This is a genomic window from Kineococcus siccus (genome assembly GCF_009906795.1).
GTDB classification, from domain to species: domain Bacteria; phylum Actinomycetota; class Actinomycetes; order Actinomycetales; family Kineococcaceae; genus Kineococcus; species Kineococcus siccus.
On sequence record NZ_JAAALN010000083.1, the window covers coordinates 1 to 16,762 of the forward strand.

Below are 16,762 nucleotides of genomic sequence, written 5' to 3' on the forward strand. Positions count from 1 at the left end.
CCCCCCTGCCGCTGCCGCACAGTCGGAGCACCGCACGAGGCCGTGCCGGCCGCACCCCACCCCGGAAGGATCAACGGTGATCAAGCTCCTCTCGCACCTGGCCCACCTGGAGATCGCCTCCCCCGATGTCGAGGCCTCCGTCACCTTCTACGAGCGGCAGTTCGGCCTCACGGTCGTCGACCGCGACGCCGACGGCTCGGTCTACCTGCGCTGCTGGGGCGACTACTACCGCTACAGCCTCGTCGTCAGCCCGGGCGAGCAGCCCGCCGTGCTGAACATGGCGTGGCGCACGTCCAGCGACGAGGCCCTCGACGAGGCCGCCCGCCGCATCGAGGCCCAGGGCACCACGGGCACCTGGCACGAGCCGCGCCAGGGCCACGGCCGCTCGTACCAGTTCACCGGCCCCTACGGCCACACCATGGAGCTGTACTGGGAGGTCGAGCGCTTCGCGGCTCCCGAGGGGCGCGCGTCGATCTTCCCCGACCGCCCCGAGCGCCGTTCGAGCCACGGTGCGGCCCCGCGCTTCCTCGACCACGTGACCGTGGCGGCCTCCGACGTGCGCGGGTTCGCCGACTGGTACAACAAGGCGCTCGGCTTCCGGATCATGGCCTACACGCAGCTCGACCACGCGGACGTCACGGTGTTCGGGGTGCTGACCACGAACGAGAAGTCCCACGACCTCGGCGTCGTCCTGGACTCCTCCCCGATCCCCGGGCGCGTCAACCACATCGCGTTCTGGGTCGACTCCCACGAGGAGCTCCTGCGGGCCGCCGACGTGCTCATGGAGAACGGCACCGACATCGAGTACGGCCCCTCCATCCACGGCGTCGGCGAGCAGACGTTCCTGTACTTCCGCGAGCCCAGCACCCTGCGGGTCGAGCTCAACACCGGCGGCTACCGCAACTACGTCCCGGACTGGGTGCCGAACGTGTGGAAGCCGTCGACGGGCTCGAACAGCATCTACCGCAACGGGGCCATGCCGATGTCGATGACCGAGTCGTTCCCGCCGGACGCGGCGCACCCCAGCGCGACGGAGGAGGGCGTCCTGCCCGGCACCGAGGAGCAGCTGCTGAACCCGTACGCCCTGCAGGGCCAGGGCTGAGAGGGGCCGGCCCGTGTTCGAGTACTTCCCGAAGAACTACGTCTGGAACCTGTCCGCCAACCTGGCGATGGAGATGGGCGCCCGGATCGGCGAGGTGGACGCCATCTGCCGCCCGCTGCTCGAGGCGCTCGAGCGCGGCGAGGAGGTCGGCACCCCGCAGTTCCTCGCCTCCTGGGAGCGCCAGGGCGACCAGCTCGTCGAGCTGGCGGCCGAGGACGAGGCCGCGGGCCGCCGGTTCAGCGCGGGCGAGAAGCTCGGCCGCGCGGCCACGTACTTCATCACGGGTGAGCGCATGCAGGCCCGCGACTACGCCCCGCGGGTCGCGCTGTACGCGAAGTTCCGCGACACCTTCGACCGCGGCACGGCGCTGGCCGGCGAGGACGTCGTGCGCGTCGAAATCCCGTACCAGGACACCCACCTGTCGGCCCTGTTCGTGCCCGCGCAGGGCGTCGACGGGCCGGCTCCCGTGCTGCTGCAGGTCAACGGCCTCGACTCCACCAAGGAGATGGTCTACCGCACCGGGCCGGCGCTGAAGCTGGCCCGCCGCGGGATCGCCTCGCTCGTGCTCGACCAGCCGGGGACGGGGGAGGCCCTGCGGCTGCAGGAGCTGCCCGCCGTGGTGGAGGCCGAGCAGTGGGCGAGCGTCGTGTACGAGCACCTCGCGGCGCGCGACGACGTCGACGCCGACCGGATCGGCCTGTGCGGGGTGTCGCTCGGCGGCTACTACGCGCCGCGCGCCGTCGCGTTCGAGCCGCGCTTCGCGCTCGGCGTCGCGTGGGGCGCCAACCACGACTGGGGCGAGGTCCAGGAGGCGCGCCTCGCGGCGCAGGGCGAACGTCCCGTGCCGCACTACTGGGAGCACGTGCAGTGGGTGTGGGGCGCCAAGGACCGCGACGAGTTCTTCGAGATCGCGCGCCGCGTGACGCTCGACGGCGTCCTGGACCGGATCCGCGTGCCGTTCCTCGTCACGCACGGCGAGCAGGACCGGCAGATCCCCCTCGCCTACGCCCACCGCAGCTACGAGCAGCTGGTGAACAGCCCCGACCGCGAGCTGAAGGTGTTCACCGACCGCGAGGGCGGCGTGCACCACTCCAGCGTCGACAACGGCGCCGTGGCGACCGACGTCATCGCCGACTGGGTCGCCGAGCGCCTCGGCGGACGGCTCGGGTGAGCGCCCCGACGAGCGCGGAGGCGGCGACGCCGGCCTGGGACCGCGCCGACCCCGAGGCCGCGATCGCGGAGGCCGCGGCGCGCTGCTCGAACTGGGGCCGCTGGGGGCCCGACGACGTCCACGGGACCCTGAACCACCTGACGCCCGAGATGCGCGTGCGCGCCGCGCGCCTCGTGCGCCGGGGCGTGACGTTCTCCCTCGCCCAGGCCTTCGACATGGACGGGCCCCAGAAGGGGTGGCGCCGGCGCACCAACCCCGTCCACACCATGCTCGACACCGGGGTGGACGCCGAGCGCGGCAACCAGGGCTTCCCGCACGGGATCGGCGGTGCGGACGACGTCATCGCCATGCCGCTGCAGTGCTCGACGCAGTGGGACGGCCTGGGGCACATCTTCGACCACGGGCGGGCCTGGAACGGCCGCCGCGCGGGCGACGTCGTGACCAGCGAGGGCGACCTCGTGACGGGCATCCAGACGGCGGCCGCGCAGCTGTGCGGGCGCGGGGTCCTGCTGGACGTCGGCCGCGTCGTCGGGGAGGACGGCGAGCTGCCCGACGGGTTCGCCATCACCACCGAGCACCTCGAGCGGACCATCGCCGCGCAGGGCGCCACGTCCCACGTCGGCACGGGCGACCTGCTGCTGGTCCGCACCGGCCGGCTCGCGCGGGCGCGCCGCGAGGGCTGGGGCGACTACGCCGGGGGCGCGTCCCCGGGGTTCTCCTTCGGCACCGCGGGCTGGCTGCACGGCACGGAGGTCGCGGCCGTCGCCACCGACACCTGGGGGTTCGAGGTCCGGCCCAACGAGTTCGACGTCGCCTTCCAGCCCCTGCACCAGGTCGTCATCCCGAACGTCGGGCTGTACCTGGGCGAGATGTGGGACCTCGACGCCCTGGCGGCGGACTGCGCCGCGACCGGCGTGTTCGAGTTCCTCCTCACGGCCTCCCCGCTGCCCATCACGGGAGCCGTGGGGTCACCGATCAACCCGATCGCCCTGCTCTGACGCACCGCGACGGCGCGGCAGAGCAGGATCAGCAGTTCCGAGCACGAGCACGCACAGGAGGCGAGGCGACGATGCCCGCAGTCAGTTCCGCCCTGGTCATCGGCGGCGGTGTGGCCGGTGCGGCCACCGCCGTCCTGCTCGCGCGGGCCGGGGTGACCGTCGACCTCGCCGAGCAGCGTCCGGGCCCGCCCGACGTCGGGTCCGGCATCACCCTGCAGGGCAACGCCCTGCGGGTGCTGCGCGACCTCGGCGTGTGGACGGAGGTGGCGGCGACCGGGTTCCCGTTCGACTCCCTGGGCATCCGCGCCCCCGACCCCGCCGGCACCCTGCTCGTGGAGATGCCGGACGTGCGCACGGGGGGCCCGGACCTGCCCGGCACGATGGGCATGTCGCGTCCGGAGCTCGCCCGGATCCTGCTGGCCCGGGCCGCGGAGGTGGGGGCCCGGATCCGCTTCGACACGACCGTGCAGGCGATCGACGCCGACGCCGACGGCGTCGACGTGGTGTTCGCCGACTCCTCCACCGGCCGCTACGACGTCGTGGTGGGGGCCGACGGGATCCGGTCCACCACGCGCGCGCTCGTCGGCATCCCGTTCGAGACGCGCCCGACGGGCATGGGCATCTGGCGGGTCCACGCGCGCCGGCCGCCCGAGATCGTCCGCACGGACCTCGTCTACGGGGGCCGCTGCTACATCGCCGGGTACTGCCCGACGAGCGAGGACACCCTGTACGCCTACCTGGTGGAGGACCACCAGGACCGCAGCGGCCTCGACCAGGCCGGGCAGATCGCGGTGTTCCGCGACCTCGCGTCGTCCTACCACGGGCCGTGGGACGCGCTGCGCGACGAGATCACCGAGGACACACCCATCAACTACACGCGGTTCGAGAGCCACTTCGTCGAGGGGGCGTGGAACCGCGGCCGGGTCGTCGTCATCGGCGACGCCGCGCACGCGTGCCCGCCCACGATTGCCCAGGGCGCGGCGCAGGCCCTCGAGGACGCGGCCGTCCTCGGGGAGCTGCTCACCGCCTCCGAGCAGCTCGACGAGGCGCTGTGGGAGCGGTTCAGGACCCGCCGCAGCGACCGGGCCCGGACCATCGTCGAGGCGTCGGTGCAGCTCGCGCAGTGGATGCTGGACCGCGTGCCGCCGGACGAGACCGACGTCCCCGGGCTGATGGCCCGCACGTTCGCGCTCGTGTCGGTGCCGGCGTGAGGTTCGCGCACGTCGAGCGGGACGGCCGCCGCTGGAGCGGGGTCGTCGTCGGCGGACCGGGGAGGGAGGTGGTCCACGCGCTGCGCGGGACCACCACGGTGGGCGACCTCGTCGCGGCCGGGACCGCCGCGGCCGCCGAGGCCGGCGACTGGGCGCTGCGCTCCTCCGCGGCCGTGCCGGTGGCGGCCGTGCGGCTCCTGCCGCCGCTGCGGCCCGCTTCGGTGCGCGACTTCGTCACCTTCGAGGAGCACGTCGAGGGCGTCGTGCGCAGCGTCTCGGGCGGCGCCGGCGTCCAGCCCGCCTGGTACGAGGCGCCGACGTTCTACTTCGGCAACCCGCACAGCGCCCTCGGCGCGCACGACGACGTCCCCGTCCCGCCCGGGTGCCGGGCGTTCGACTTCGAGCTCGAGGTCGCCGCGGTCGTCGGGCGGGCCGGGGCGGACCTCAGCCCCGAGCAGGCCCGGGAGCACGTCTTCGGCTACACGCTGTTCAACGACTGGTCCGCGCGCGACCTGCAGGGCCGCGAGATGAAGGTCGGCCTGGGCCCGGCCAAGGGCAAGGACTCCGCCGTCACCCTCGGGCCGTGGCTCGTGACCGCCGACGAGCTGGAGCCGCACCGCGACGCCGAGGGGTTCCTCGACCTCGCGCTGACCGCGAGCGTCAACCGCCGCCTCGTCGGTTCCGACCTGCTGTCGAACGCCTCCTGGACGTTCGAGGAGATGATCGCCTACGCCTCGCGCGGGGCGAGCGTGCAGCCCGGTGACGTCCTCGGCTCGGGCACCGCCGGCAACGGCGGCTGCCTCGCGGAGCTGTGGGGCCGCGCGGGCCGCCAGGACCCGCCGCCGCTGGTGCCGGGCGACGTCGTGCGGATCGAGGCGCAGGGCATCGGCGCGGTCGAGAACCGCGTCGTCGCCGGCCGCGACCTCGCCGACCTCCCCCTCGTGCGGGCCGCGCGGTCGCGTCCGCGGCGGCGCCCCGCCGACCGCCCGGCCTCCGTGGGTAGGGTCTGATCGTGGACAAGGTGGTCGCAGCGGCCGAGGCCGTCGAGCAGGTCGCGGACGGCGCCAGCCTGGCCGTCGGGGGCTTCGGGTTGTCGGGCATCCCGTGGGTCCTGCTGGACGCCCTGCTGGCGCAGGGCGCGAGCGGGCTGACCGTGGTGTCGAACAACTGCGGCGTCGACGGGGCCGGCCTCGGGCTGCTGCTGTCCGCGCACCGGATCGACCGCGTCATCGCCTCCTACGTGGGGGAGAACAAGGAGTTCGCGCGGCAGTACCTGAGCGGTGAGCTGCAGGTCGAGCTGACGCCGCAGGGCACCCTGGCCGAGCGGCTGCGCGCGGGCGGCGCCGGCATCGGCGCCTTCTTCACGCCCACGGGCGTCGGCACGCAGGTCGCCGAGGGCGGGCTGCCGTGGCGCTACCACCCCGACGGCACCGTCGCCCTCGCCTCGCCGCCCAAGGAGGTCCGCACCTTCCTCGACCGGGAGATGGTGCTGGAGGAGGGGATCGTCACGGACGTCGCGCTCGTCCGCGCCGCCGTCGCCGACCGGCACGGCAACGCGGTGTTCCACGCCGCGGCGCGCAACTTCAACCCCCTCGCCGCCATGGCGGGGCGGTTCACCGTGCTCGAGGCCGAGCGGGTCGTCGACGCGGGGGAGATCCACCCCGACGACGTGCACCTGCCCGGCATCTTCGTCCAGCGGGTCGTCGAGCTGACCCCCGAGCAGGCCACGCGCAAGCAGATCGAGAAGCGCACGACGCGCGGACCCCGGGGGGCGCAGCGGTGACCGGCTGGACGCGCGACGAGATCGCGGCCCGCGCCGCCCTCGAGCTGCAGGACGGGCAGTACGTGAACCTCGGGATCGGGCTGCCCACGCTCGTCCCGACGCACCTGCCGCCGGGTATCCACCTCGTCATGCAGTCCGAGAACGGCATCCTCGGCGTCGGACCGTACCCGCTGGAGGAGGAGGTCGACCCCGACCTCATCAACGCGGGCAAGGAGACCGTCACCGTCCTGCCGGGGTCCTCGTTCTTCGACTCCGCGCTGAGCTTCGCGATGATCCGCGGTGGGCACGTGGACGTCGCCGTCCTCGGGGCCATGCAGGTCTCCGTCGCGGGCGACCTCGCGAACTGGATGGTGCCCGGGAAGATGGTCAAGGGCATGGGCGGCGCCATGGACCTCGTCCACGGCGCCCGCCGCGTGGTCGTGACGATGGAGCACACCGCCCGCGACGGCAGCCCCAAGCTGCTGCGCGCGTGCGACCTGCCCCTGACCGGGCGCGGGGTCGTCGACCGGGTGATCACCGACCTGGGCGTGCTGGACGTGCGCGGTGACGCGTTCGAGCTCGTCGAGCTCGCCCCCGGCGTCGCCCGCGTCGACCTCGAGGCCGCGACGGGGGCCCCCGTCCGCTGACCGGCCCGCGGGGGCCGGCTCAGGCCGCGAAGTCGACCTCCGCCGTCGCGAGCGTGCCCGCCGTGCGGCCCGGGGCCTGCTGGTGGCTCCAGTACAGGTTCGTGTGCGCGATCACCAGGTCGGGCGCCGGGGCGCCGTGCGCGGACCGGTCGTCGGTCGTGTGGGCGTCCGCCACGAGGGTCGCGTCGTAGCCGCGCACGAGCGCGCCGTGCAGCGTCGAGCGGATGCAGGCGTCCGTCTGCGCGCCCGCGACGACGAGCCGGCCGACGCCGAGGCCCGACAGCACCGCCTCGAGGTCGGTCGCCTCGAAGGAGTCGCCGTAGCCCTTGTGCACCAGCGCCTCGGCCGGGCCCGGCTGCAGCTCCGGCACGATCCGCCAGTCGTCGCTGCCCTCGGTGAGGAACTCGTCGGCGTGCTGCACCCAGACGACCGGCACGCCGGCCCCGCGGGCCCGCTCGACCAGGGTGGCGATGTTCGCGACGACCGCGTCGCGCGCGTGCGCCTGGGCGACCACGTCGTTCTGCACGTCGACGACCAGGAGGGCGGTGTTCGGGCGGTTCGCGAGGGTGGTCATGGTCTCCCCCTGCTCGGGTGGCCGGTGCCGGGGCGGCGGGCCGTGCTGCGCACGCTAGACCCGGCCTCCGACACGCGGCCCGGCCTCAGCGGGGTGCGCGCCGGTGCCGGGCGAGGTCGGAGTTCACGAGCCCCAGCAGGGCCAGGTCGACGACGAGCCCGGCCGTGGCCAGCAGCTGCGAGGACACGAAGAGGAACACCTGGGTGATGAGCAGCGAGGCGAGCGCGCTGCGCTGGAACGACTCCATGGCCGCCCGCCGGCCCCGCCGCCGCGCCTGCACGAGCCCCGCCACCGCCAGCAGCAGCGAGACGCCGGTGCCGAGCAGCACCCCGGCGACGGACACGTCGTAGAGGTCGCGGCGGCTCCACACCTCGAGCAGCACCAGGGTCGACAGGACGGCCTGCCCGGCCAGGAGCACGCCCACCAGGGGCAGCGCCCACCACGCGCTGGACCAGCGCTCGAACCGGGCGGCGACGCCCCGCCAGGCCCGCTGGACGTGGTGCGGCACGCCGGGCGAGCTGGTCGGCACGTCCAGGAGCAGGGACCGCAGCTCGGCCGCGGCGGGGGAGGAGCCCGCCTTGCCGAGCATCCGCAGCGCCTCGTCGCGGCGGTGCGCGGGCAGCCGGCCCGCGAGGCCGTCGACGAGCGCGTGCGCCGCCGCGGCCACCCGCTCGTCGGCGTCCAGCGGCCGTCGCCGGCGCCACGCGTGCCCGGCCACGACGACCCCCGCGAGCACCCCGTACATGATCGCCGCGGCCGGCTCGTAGAAGTAGTCGTTGTCGGTCGTCACGAACTTGCCGACCTCGTCGATGAACAGCCCGAAGCCCACGCCCCCCAGCACGGAGGCGACCGGCCGCGGCCCCGGGCCCAGGTAGGCCAGCTGCAGGAGCAGCGCGACGAGCATGAGCAGGCCGCCGGGCAGGACGTGCGCGATGTGCAGGCCCGCGCCGCCGCCGATCTGCGGGTAGCCCGTCAGGGCGAGCAGCGTCCGCGTCAGCAGCACGGTCGTGACCGCGGCGACGACGAAGGTCGTCAGGTGCTGCACGGCCTGGGGGCTGCGCACGAAGTCCACGGGCGGGGGCCGTCGCGAGGGCACCCCGGCACGCTACGCGGTCGGTGACACGGTCGGTGGCACGGTCGTCGCTGTGGTCAGCTCCCCGTGCGCTCGCGCGCCCACGCCTCCAGCGCGTCCGCGGTCAGCGGCCGGGCGAAGTGGTAGCCCTGCACGAAGTCGCAGTCCATGGCGACCAGCGCGAGGCGCTGGTCCTCCGTCTCCACGCCCTCGGCCACGGCCCGGATCCCCATGGCGTGGGCCAGCTGCACGCACGTCGCGACGATCGCGCCGGCGCCGTCGTCGACGCCGAGGCCCATGACGAAGGACCGGTCGATCTTGAGCTCGTCCACCGGGAAGCGCTGCAGGTAGGTGAGGCTCGCGTAGCCCGTCCCGAAGTCGTCGACGGCGATGCCGACGCCCAGCTCCTTCAGCGCCCGCAGCGCGGTGGCCGCCGCGTCGGGGTCCGTCATCAGCGCGGTCTCGGTGACCTCCAGGACCAGCAGGCGCGGGTCGAGGCCGTGCCGCACGAGCACGCCGGTCACGGCCCCTACGAGGCCCGGGTCCGCGAGCTGGCGCGTCGAGACGTTGACGGCCACCTCCACCGTCTGGCGGACCGGGTCGCGCGCCCACTGCGCGGCCTGCGCGACCGCGGCGTCGAGCACCCAGGCCCCGAGCTCCCGGACCAGACCGGACTCCTCCGCGACGTCGATGAACTCCCCCGGGGGCAGCAGGCCGCGCACGGGGTGCTGCCAGCGCACGAGCGCCTCGACGCCCGTCATCGTGCCCGCCGCCAGCCCGATCCTCGGCTGGTAGTGCAGGCGCAGCTCCCCGTCCGCGATGCCGCGGCGCAGCTCCCCGAGCAGGCGGAGGCGGTCGACCGCCGCGTCGGTGTGCGTGGGGTCGTGCACCTCGACCCGGCGGCGACCGCGGGCCTTGGCGCGGTGCACCGCCACGGCCGCGTGGTGCAGCAGCCGCTCGGCGGTGTCCGCCGCGGTCGCGGAGACGGCGACGCCGATGCTCGCCGAGCCCACGATCTCGAGGCCCTGCACGACCACGGGGACGGCGAGCGCCTCGAGGACGCGCTGCGCCAGGGCGGCCGCGGCCGCACCGTCCAGGTGGTCGGCCACGACGAACTCGTCGCCCGACAGCCGCGCCACCGTCGCCGACGCCCGCGCGCACTCGCGCAGCCGGCCCGCCACGAGGACCAGCAGCTCGTCGCCCGCCGCGGTGCCGAGGCTCGCGTTCACGGCCGCGAAGTGGTCGAGGTCGACGAAGAGCAGGCCCACGGGAGCGTCGCCCCCGGCCAGCCGCCGCGTGACCTCCGCGTCGAGGCCCGCGCGGTTGGGCAGTCCGGTGAGGGCGTCGCGCAGCGCCTGCCGGCGCAGGTCCTCCTCGGCCTGCACGCGGGCCGCCTCCGACTGCTCGGCGCGGCGCAGGGCGCCGACGAGCTGCTGCTCGTAGGCGCGGCGCTCGGGGATGCTCAGGACGACGAGGCGCACCTCCGCGGGGCGCCCGGGCGAGGCCGCGGTGCGGGTCGCCGTGAGCAGGCACGCCCGGCGGGAGCGGTCGGCCGCCACGACCTCCAGCACGACCTCGCTGACGGCGCCGACCGTCACCAGCTGGGGGACGCAGTGCGTCGTGTAGAGGATCCGGTCCCCGACCGGCAGCAGCCGCGTGACCGACGTGCCCAGCAGGTCCTCGTGCCGGTACCCCGCCCAGCCGAGGAAGGTGTCGTTGACGCGCGTGATCGTGCCGTCGTCGTCGGTGGTCAGGTACCCGCAGGGGGCGTGCCGGAACAGCGCCTCCTCCCCGCAGCGGGCGTCGTCCTCGTCGCGGGGCCGCGCGAGCGCGGCCGTGCTCACGAGGCGCGGCCCAGGTGGGCGAGGACCACGGCGGCCGTCTCCTCGGGGGCGCTGACGTGGGGGCAGTGACCGACGGCCTCGAGCTCCACGAGGACGCTGCCGGCGATGCCCGTGTGCACGCGCCGCACGGCCGGGGCCGGCGCCAGCGCGTCGTGCCGGCACTGCAGGACCAGGGTGGGGGTCGCGACGTGCGCCAGGACGTCGCGGCTGTCGGACAGGAACGTCACGCGGGCGAAGTCGCGCGCGGTGTCGGGGTCGGTCTGGCGGAAGGACCGCGTCAGCTCCTCGCCGAGCTCGGGACGGTCCGGGGTCCCCATGACCATGGGCGCCACGGCCGCGGTCCAGGCGACGTAGTTGTGGTCGAGGGAGTCGAGCAGCTCGTCGATGTCCTCGCGCGCGAACCCGCCCTCGTAGCCCTCCGCAGGGTCGTCGACGTAGCGGGCGGAGGGCGCCAGCATCACGAGCTGCGTGATCCGGCCCTGCGCGGCCACCGCCGCCCGGGCGGCGACCATCGACCCCACGCTGTGCGCGACCACGACGACGTCCTGCAGGTCCAGCTCGGTGCAGACGTCGAGGAGGTCGGCGGCGTAGCCGTCGAGGGAGGAGTGCCGTGCGCGGTCGTAGGCCGCGGGGTCGGCGGAACCCGCGCCCGCCTGGTCGAGCAGCACGACGCGGTGCTGGGGCGTGAAGGCGGGCACGACGCGGTGCCACATCTCCTGGGTCGAGCCGAAGCCGTGCAGGAAGACCACGGGGCGGCCGTCGGGCCTGCCGTGCTGGGTCACGTGGTGGCGCTGGGCGGCCGTGGCCGCAGCGATGGTCGCGAGATCGTCCACCGTCATCCGTTCTCCGTGCCTGGTGCCGCTGCTTCGACGCCTCGCCCGGTGCATCGGCAGCACCGGCCGCGGGCTTGACCGGTGTGCCGCCGCCCCCGGGTGGCAGGCTGGGACGGTGAGCAGCAGCGGACCCGTCCCCTTCGCCGTCGTCGGCAGCGGCTGGCGCTGCGACTTCTTCCTCCGGCTGGCCAGGATGGCGCCGCACGCGCTGCGGGCCGTGGGGGTCGTCACCCGCAGCGCCGCCAGCGGGGAGCGCGTGAGCACCGCGTGGGGCGTCCCCGCCGTGCGCACCGTCGAGGAGGTCCTGCGCACGGACCCGCCCGCGTTCGTGATCGCCTCGGTGCCGTGGGCGCAGACGCCCGTCACGGTGCGCGAGCTCGTGGCCGCGGGCGTGCGCGTGCTGGCCGAGACGCCGCCCGCCCCGGACCTCGACGGGCTGCGCTCCCTGTTCTCGGACGTGGGCGCGAGCGGCCGCGTGCAGGTCGCCGAGCAGTACCTGCTGATGCCCGGGCACGCCGCCCGGCGCACCCTCGTGCGCGAGGGCGTCATCGGCGAGCCCACCTCGGTGCAGGTCTCCTCGACGCACCAGTACCACGCGGTGTCGCTCCTGCGCGGGCTGCTGGGCGTCGACCGAGAACCCGTCACGGTGACCGCGCGCCGGTCCACGGCCCCGCTGCTGGACCCCCTGAGCGGGGCCGGCTGGAACCCGCCCGCGCCGCCGCAGCCCCGCACCACGACGATCGGCCTGCTCGACTGGGGCGGGCGCTCGGGCGTCTACGACTTCACCGACAACCAGTGGTGGAACCCGCTGCGGGCCCGCCGGATCGTCGTGCGGGGGTCGGCGGGGGAGATCGTCGACGACGCCGTCACGCGGATGGCCGACCCCGCGAGCCCGGTCACCTCCGCGCTGTCCTACCGGCGGCGGGGCGTCGACATGAACCTCGAGGGCGTCGACCTGGACACCGTGAGCTTCGACGGCCGGGTCGTCTACCGCAACGCCTGGGCCGGCACCCGGATGTCCGAGGACGACATCGCGGTCGCGCAGCTCCTCGCCGACACCGGCGCCTGGGCCCGCGACGAGGGACCGGAGCCCTACCCGCTCGCGCAGGGCTGCCAGGACCACGCCGTGGCGCTCGCGATCGAGGAGTCGGCGAGCACGGGGGCCGACGTCACCGTGGCGGACGAACCCTGGGCCTGAGCGCGGGCCGGCGCGCGGGCCGCGCCGCGCCCCTCGCGGTCCTGCTGCTGCTGACCGCCGCCGCCTGCAGCGACGGCGGGGTGGGGGACGCCGCCGCGGCCTGCTCGACCGCGCCCGTGCCGGCCGGGTCCGAGGCGGTGGACGGCACCGCCGGCCTCGCCGACCGGCGCGAGGCCTACGCGCAGGCCGCGGACCTCGCGGCGTCCGCCGCCCGGGAGGACCCGCGCTGGCAGGAGCTGGCGGACGGCTACGCGACGCTCACCGAGACCGCCGCGCAGGTGCTCGAGGCGGGCGACGGCTGGGTGGCGCTCTCCGACGACGCCATGACGCGGATGGTCACCGACGTCGTCGCCGCCAACGACGCCGTCCGCCGCCTCTGCGCGGTCGCCGAGGTGGGCTGAGGCCCGCGGGGCCCGTGGTCCGGCCGGTCGCGGAGGGGGAGGGCGTCAGGAGGCGGAGAGGCCGCGCGGGCCGCTGGAGAGCACGGCCGCGGCGAGCGCCCGGGCCGCGGGCCGCCCCTCGGTGCGCGGGTTGGTCAGCAGCACGAGGTCGATCTGGCCCAGCTCCGGCAGCTTGTGCTGCGCGCCGAGCGGTGTGAGCTGCACGGGCACGAGGCTGCTCGCCAGGCACGACACGCCGATGCCGGCGGCGACCGCGGCGATGAGGCCGTTGACGCCGCGGCACACGCACGCGGTGCGGTAGCCGATGCCGGCCCGCTCCAGCGCCTCGTGCATGGCGGCCCCGCTCAGGCTCGGCGCGGGGTAGACGGCCAGGGGGATGGGCGCCGTGAGGTCCAGCCGCGTCGAGGGGTTGCCGACCCAGACCATGCGCTCGCGCCGGACGAGCTTGCCCTCGCCGGAACCGCGCGGCCGCTTGCCGATGAAGATGTCCAGGCGGTCGCTCTCCAGCCGCCGGTGCAGCGTGCCCGACTGGTCGACCGTGAGGTCGAGGTCCACGCGGGGGTTCTCGGAGCGGAAGTCGCGCAGGATCTGCGGCAGCCGGGTCAGGGCCAGGTCGTCGGACATCCCGATCCGCAGCCGGCCGTGCGGCCGCTCGCCGCGGAAGTAGCTCGCGGCCTCCTCGTGCGCCGCGAGGATGGACCGGGCGAACCCCAGCATGGCCTCACCGTCCGGAGTCACCTGCACGGTGTGGGTGTCGCGCAGGACGAGCGTGCGGCCGACCGCGTCCTCGAGCTTGCGCAGGTGCTGGCTGACGGTGGACTGCCGGACGCCGAGCCGCGCGGCCGCCTGCGTGAAGCTGTTCGTCTGCGCCACAGCGAGGAACGAGCGCAGCTGCGTCGGGTCGAGCGTCGTCGCCGGATCCACCTCGGCCTGCCCATCGCGGTCTGTGATGACTGATAGTTGCTTGATCGAGGTGGAGTCTACGGGGGTCGTCACCGAGACTGGTCACTGAGCGTTGGACCACGAAGGGTTTCGCAGTGACCGCGGCGATCGCCGAGCACGTCAGCAAGTCCGTCCCGAGGAGGGGATCCACCCGCACCACCGCCCTGCGCAGCACGTTCGGCGCGCTCGCCGTGCGGAACTACCGGATCTACGTCGGCGGCCAGGCGGTCGCGAACACCGGCACCTGGATCCAGAACATCGCGCTCGACTGGCTGGTGCTGCAGCTCACGGGCAGCCCGGCCGCGGTCGGCATCGCGATGGCGCTGCAGTTCACGCCCATCCTCTTCCTCGGGATGCACGGCGGGATGCTCGCCGACCGCTTCTCCAAGCGCACCATCCTCATGACGACGCAGGTGCTGAGCGGCGTCCTCGCGGGCTCGCTGGCGGTCATGACCCTGACGGGACGCGTCTCGGTCGGGTTCGTGTACGTCGTCGCCCTCGTCGGCGGCGTCGTCTTCGCCGTCGACAACCCGACGCGCCAGGTGTTCGTCAGCGAGGTCGTGCCCGCGCGGTACCTGCGCAACGCGGTCGCGCTGAACGCCGCGGTGTTCCAGTCGACCCGCCTGGTGGGTCCCGCCGTCGCGAGCATCCTCATCGGGACGGTGGGCAGCGGCTGGGCCTTCGGCGTCAACGCGCTCTGCTACCTCGGCCCGACCGTCGCGCTGGCGTTCCTGCGCACCGCCGACCTCACCCCCGCCCCGCGGACGCAGCGCGCCCGCGGGCAGCTGCGCTCGGCCCTGCGCCACGTCGCCGACCGTCCGCACGTCGCGTGGACCATCGCCCTCGTGGGCGTCTTCGGCACCTTCGGGCTCAACTTCCCCGTCGTCCTGACCGCCATGGCCGGCGACACCTTCGGCGGCGGGGCGGGGCTCTACGGCACCTTCAACATCGTCCTCGCGGTCGGGTCGATCGCGGGCGCGCTGATCGCCGGCAGCCGGACACGGATCCGGCTGCGGCTCATCGTGGCGACGGGCGCGGCCTTCGGCCTCGCGCAGTTCGCGGCCGCGCTGGCGCCGACGCTCGCGCTCTTCGTCGTGGCGCTCGTCGCGATGGGCGTGGCCAATCTGGCGTTCCAGGCCATGGCGAACTCCTCCGTGCAGCTGTCGGTGGACCCGGAGTACCGCGGCCGCGTCATGGGTCTCTACATGCTGGTGTTCATCGGCGGGACGCCGCTCGGTGCGCCGCTCGTGGGCTGGGTGACCGAGCACGCCGGGGTGCGGGCGGGGATGGCGCTGTGCGGGCTCGTCCCGATGCTCGCGGCCGTGGCCCTCGGCGCACTGCTCTCGGTGCGCGTCTCGCGCGCCCGGGCGGCGGAGGCGCAGCTCGCCGCCTGACGGTGGTGACACGCCACCGCGTGTCCTCTTGAAGCGTCAAGAGTTCTAGTAGTGTGTGGACATGACCGAGCCTCGGCAGCGTCACGACACCGCGGTCGACAGCGCGCCGCGGTGGCTGGAGCGCGACGAGCAGGTCGCCTGGCGCGGACTCGTGGAGCTGACCGTCAAGCTGCCCGCCCTGCTCGACGCGAGCCTCCAGCGCGAGGCCGCGGTCAGCAACTTCGAGTACGGCGTCCTCGCCCGCCTCTCCGAGGAGCCCGCGGGGATGCTGCGCATGAGCGCGCTCGCCGCGGACAGCAACGGCTCCCTGTCCCGGCTGTCGCACGCGGCCAAGCGGCTGGAGGGCCTCGGCCTGCTGGAGCGCAGCCCCGACCCCGCCGACGGCCGGTACACGATCGCGACGATCACGGAGACGGGGCGCCGCAAGGTGGTCGACGCGGCGCCGGGTCACGTGACGACGGTCCGCCACCACGTGATCGACGCCCTGACCCCGGAGCAGCTCGCGCAGCTGACCGAGATCGCCAAGGCCGTGCTGTCCCGCATCGACCCGGCCTCGCCGTTCCTCGGCGGCTCGGTGTCGAGCCGCGGCACGACGCCCCCCGCCTGAACCGCAGGCGGCCGGGTCGTCGCCCCGCGCCGCCGTGGAACACCTGCCGGCCCGTCGAGGCGCTCACGCGCCGACCCGTCGCGGGTGCAGGACCGCGACCGTGGCGAGGGCGACGGCCACCGCCCAGCCGGCGGCCACCGCGGTCACGACGGCGTCGGGTCGCAGCAGCGGCAGCCCGCGCGCCGCCTGCCAGGCCAGCAGGACGACGATCCCGGCGTAGCCGACCGACAGCACCGTCACGCTCCGCGCGGCGGCGCGCTCGGGCACCCGGCCCGCCCTGCGGTGCACCACCCAGGCGAGCAGGAGCAGGACCTGCAGGCCGTGCAGGCCCACGAAGTGGGCGACGCGGAGGTCGCCCGCGACGGTGCTCCAGCCGGTCAGCGGCAGTCCCGGGCCGCCGTCGGCGACCCCGACCGCGTGCGCCCCCGCCGCCGCCACGACCGTCCGGTTGCCCAGCATCAGCCCCGCCTCGGCCATGCCGAGCAGCGTGACCAGCAGCCCACCCCGGACCCCCGCCGCTAGCGTGGGCGGCAGCCCGCGCTGGCGCAGCAGCAGGACGGCGGCGCCCGCGGCGGCCAGGAAGACGAGGGTGACGAGCACGCCCATCGCGCTGAAGACGGCGGCGTCCAGCGAGGTCGCGACGTTGAAGTGGCTGGTCGTGCCGCGCCAGGCCTGCAGGGCGATGAGCGCGAGCTCCCCGGCCAGCGCCGCGGCGGTCGTCCAGGCGAGGAGGGCGACGGTCCGCCGGTGGCCGGTCGACAGGCGCAGGACGAGGGCCAGGGTGGCGACGTAGACGGCGATGGAGACGGCGAACTTGGCGGGCTTGGCCCACACCGGGGCGCCGGCCACGGTGCGGTCGTCGACGAGCAGGCCCACGCCCGTGGCCAGGAGCGCCAGGACGCACAGGACCGCGGTCAGCAGCAGGACGCGGTCCGCCGGGTGTCCGGCCGCGCGTCCGGCGGACGGGCGCCGGGCGGGGCGGGGCCGGGACGGGGAGCCGGTCGAG

General features: G+C 75.0%; 17 protein-coding genes. 11 read left to right on the top strand and 6 right to left on the bottom strand.

What is annotated here, in order from left to right; translation table 11 throughout:
- Nucleotides 1–76: 76 nt before the first annotated feature.
- From GTR02_RS11000 to GTR02_RS11030, 7 genes are all read left to right on the top strand, one after another.
- The gene (locus GTR02_RS11000) at nt 77–1,102 is read left to right on the top strand and encodes a VOC family protein (protein ID WP_166607538.1); all 1,026 of its coding nucleotides are present in this window, start codon (nt 77–79) and stop codon (nt 1,100–1,102) included.
- Between the two features lie 13 nt (nt 1,103–1,115).
- Nucleotides 1,116–2,273 (top strand): prolyl oligopeptidase family serine peptidase, encoded by a 1,158-nt coding sequence (locus GTR02_RS11005; protein ID WP_166607539.1) that lies wholly within the window; start codon nt 1,116–1,118, stop codon nt 2,271–2,273.
- Nucleotides 2,270–3,271, top strand: a complete 1,002-nt coding sequence (locus GTR02_RS11010; protein WP_166607540.1) for a cyclase family protein — start codon at nt 2,270–2,272, stop codon at nt 3,269–3,271. Before GTR02_RS11005 ends, GTR02_RS11010 begins: the two co-directional genes overlap by 4 nt.
- Nucleotides 3,272–3,342: 71 nt before the next feature.
- Complete coding sequence (locus GTR02_RS11015) at nt 3,343–4,482, top strand: FAD-dependent monooxygenase (protein ID WP_166607541.1); 1,140 nt, start codon at nt 3,343–3,345, stop codon at nt 4,480–4,482.
- A complete protein-coding gene (locus tag GTR02_RS11020) occupies nt 4,479–5,492 on the top strand; it encodes a fumarylacetoacetate hydrolase family protein (protein ID WP_166607542.1) in 1,014 nt (337 codons plus the stop codon). The genes GTR02_RS11015 and GTR02_RS11020 overlap by 4 nt, the downstream gene beginning before the upstream one ends.
- Nucleotides 5,489–6,265 (top strand): CoA transferase subunit A, encoded by a 777-nt coding sequence (locus GTR02_RS11025; protein ID WP_166607552.1) that lies wholly within the window; start codon nt 5,489–5,491, stop codon nt 6,263–6,265. Before GTR02_RS11020 ends, GTR02_RS11025 begins: the two co-directional genes overlap by 4 nt.
- Complete coding sequence (locus GTR02_RS11030) at nt 6,262–6,891, top strand: 3-oxoacid CoA-transferase subunit B (RefSeq protein ID WP_338073741.1); 630 nt, start codon at nt 6,262–6,264, stop codon at nt 6,889–6,891. Before GTR02_RS11025 ends, GTR02_RS11030 begins: the two co-directional genes overlap by 4 nt.
- A gap of 19 nt (nt 6,892–6,910) precedes the next feature.
- Here GTR02_RS11030 and GTR02_RS11035 read toward each other — a convergent pair whose 3' ends face one another.
- From GTR02_RS11035 to GTR02_RS11050, 4 genes are all read right to left on the bottom strand, one after another.
- Nucleotides 6,911–7,465: an isochorismatase family protein gene (locus GTR02_RS11035; RefSeq protein WP_166607543.1), complete on the bottom strand. Its 555-nt coding sequence runs from the start codon at nt 7,463–7,465 to the stop codon at nt 6,911–6,913.
- Nucleotides 7,466–7,550: 85 nt separating this feature from the next.
- A complete protein-coding gene (locus tag GTR02_RS11040) occupies nt 7,551–8,561 on the bottom strand; it encodes a hypothetical protein (protein ID WP_166607544.1) in 1,011 nt (336 codons plus the stop codon).
- Nucleotides 8,562–8,614: 53 nt separating this feature from the next.
- A complete protein-coding gene (locus GTR02_RS11045) occupies nt 8,615–10,381 on the bottom strand; it encodes an EAL domain-containing protein (RefSeq protein WP_166607545.1) in 1,767 nt (588 codons plus the stop codon).
- Nucleotides 10,378–11,220 carry an alpha/beta fold hydrolase gene (locus GTR02_RS11050; protein WP_166607546.1) on the bottom strand — a complete coding sequence of 281 codons (843 nt, stop codon included), beginning with the start codon at nt 11,218–11,220 and terminating at the stop codon, nt 10,378–10,380. The genes GTR02_RS11045 and GTR02_RS11050 overlap by 4 nt, the downstream gene beginning before the upstream one ends.
- A gap of 109 nt (nt 11,221–11,329) precedes the next feature.
- On the opposite strand from GTR02_RS11050, the gene GTR02_RS11055 reads away from it, so the two are divergent.
- Together GTR02_RS11055 and GTR02_RS11060 are read left to right on the top strand one after the other, a co-directional pair.
- Complete coding sequence (locus tag GTR02_RS11055; protein WP_338073742.1) at nt 11,330–12,412, top strand: Gfo/Idh/MocA family protein; 1,083 nt, start codon at nt 11,330–11,332, stop codon at nt 12,410–12,412.
- 80 nt (nt 12,413–12,492) lie between these two features.
- Entirely contained in the window at nt 12,493–12,813 is a 321-nt protein-coding gene (locus GTR02_RS11060) for a hypothetical protein (RefSeq protein ID WP_166607548.1), read from the top strand.
- Nucleotides 12,814–12,858: 45 nt separating this feature from the next.
- On the opposite strand, the gene GTR02_RS11065 is transcribed toward GTR02_RS11060, so the two are convergent.
- Nucleotides 12,859–13,737, bottom strand: coding sequence for a LysR family transcriptional regulator (locus GTR02_RS11065; RefSeq protein ID WP_166607553.1), 879 nt, complete (start codon nt 13,735–13,737; stop codon nt 12,859–12,861).
- A gap of 113 nt (nt 13,738–13,850) precedes the next feature.
- On the opposite strand from GTR02_RS11065, the gene GTR02_RS11070 reads away from it, so the two are divergent.
- Both GTR02_RS11070 and GTR02_RS11075 read left to right on the top strand, forming a co-directional pair.
- Nucleotides 13,851–15,149, top strand: a complete 1,299-nt coding sequence (locus GTR02_RS11070) for an MFS transporter (RefSeq protein ID WP_338073744.1) — start codon at nt 13,851–13,853, stop codon at nt 15,147–15,149.
- A gap of 61 nt (nt 15,150–15,210) precedes the next feature.
- Nucleotides 15,211–15,756, top strand: a complete 546-nt coding sequence (locus GTR02_RS11075; RefSeq protein WP_166607549.1) for a MarR family winged helix-turn-helix transcriptional regulator — start codon at nt 15,211–15,213, stop codon at nt 15,754–15,756.
- A 63-nt stretch (nt 15,757–15,819) separates the two neighbouring features.
- On the opposite strand, the gene GTR02_RS11080 is transcribed toward GTR02_RS11075, so the two are convergent.
- Nucleotides 15,820–16,762, bottom strand: a 943-nt coding sequence (locus GTR02_RS11080) for a hypothetical protein (protein ID WP_166607550.1), incomplete at its 5' end; no start/stop codon positions are given.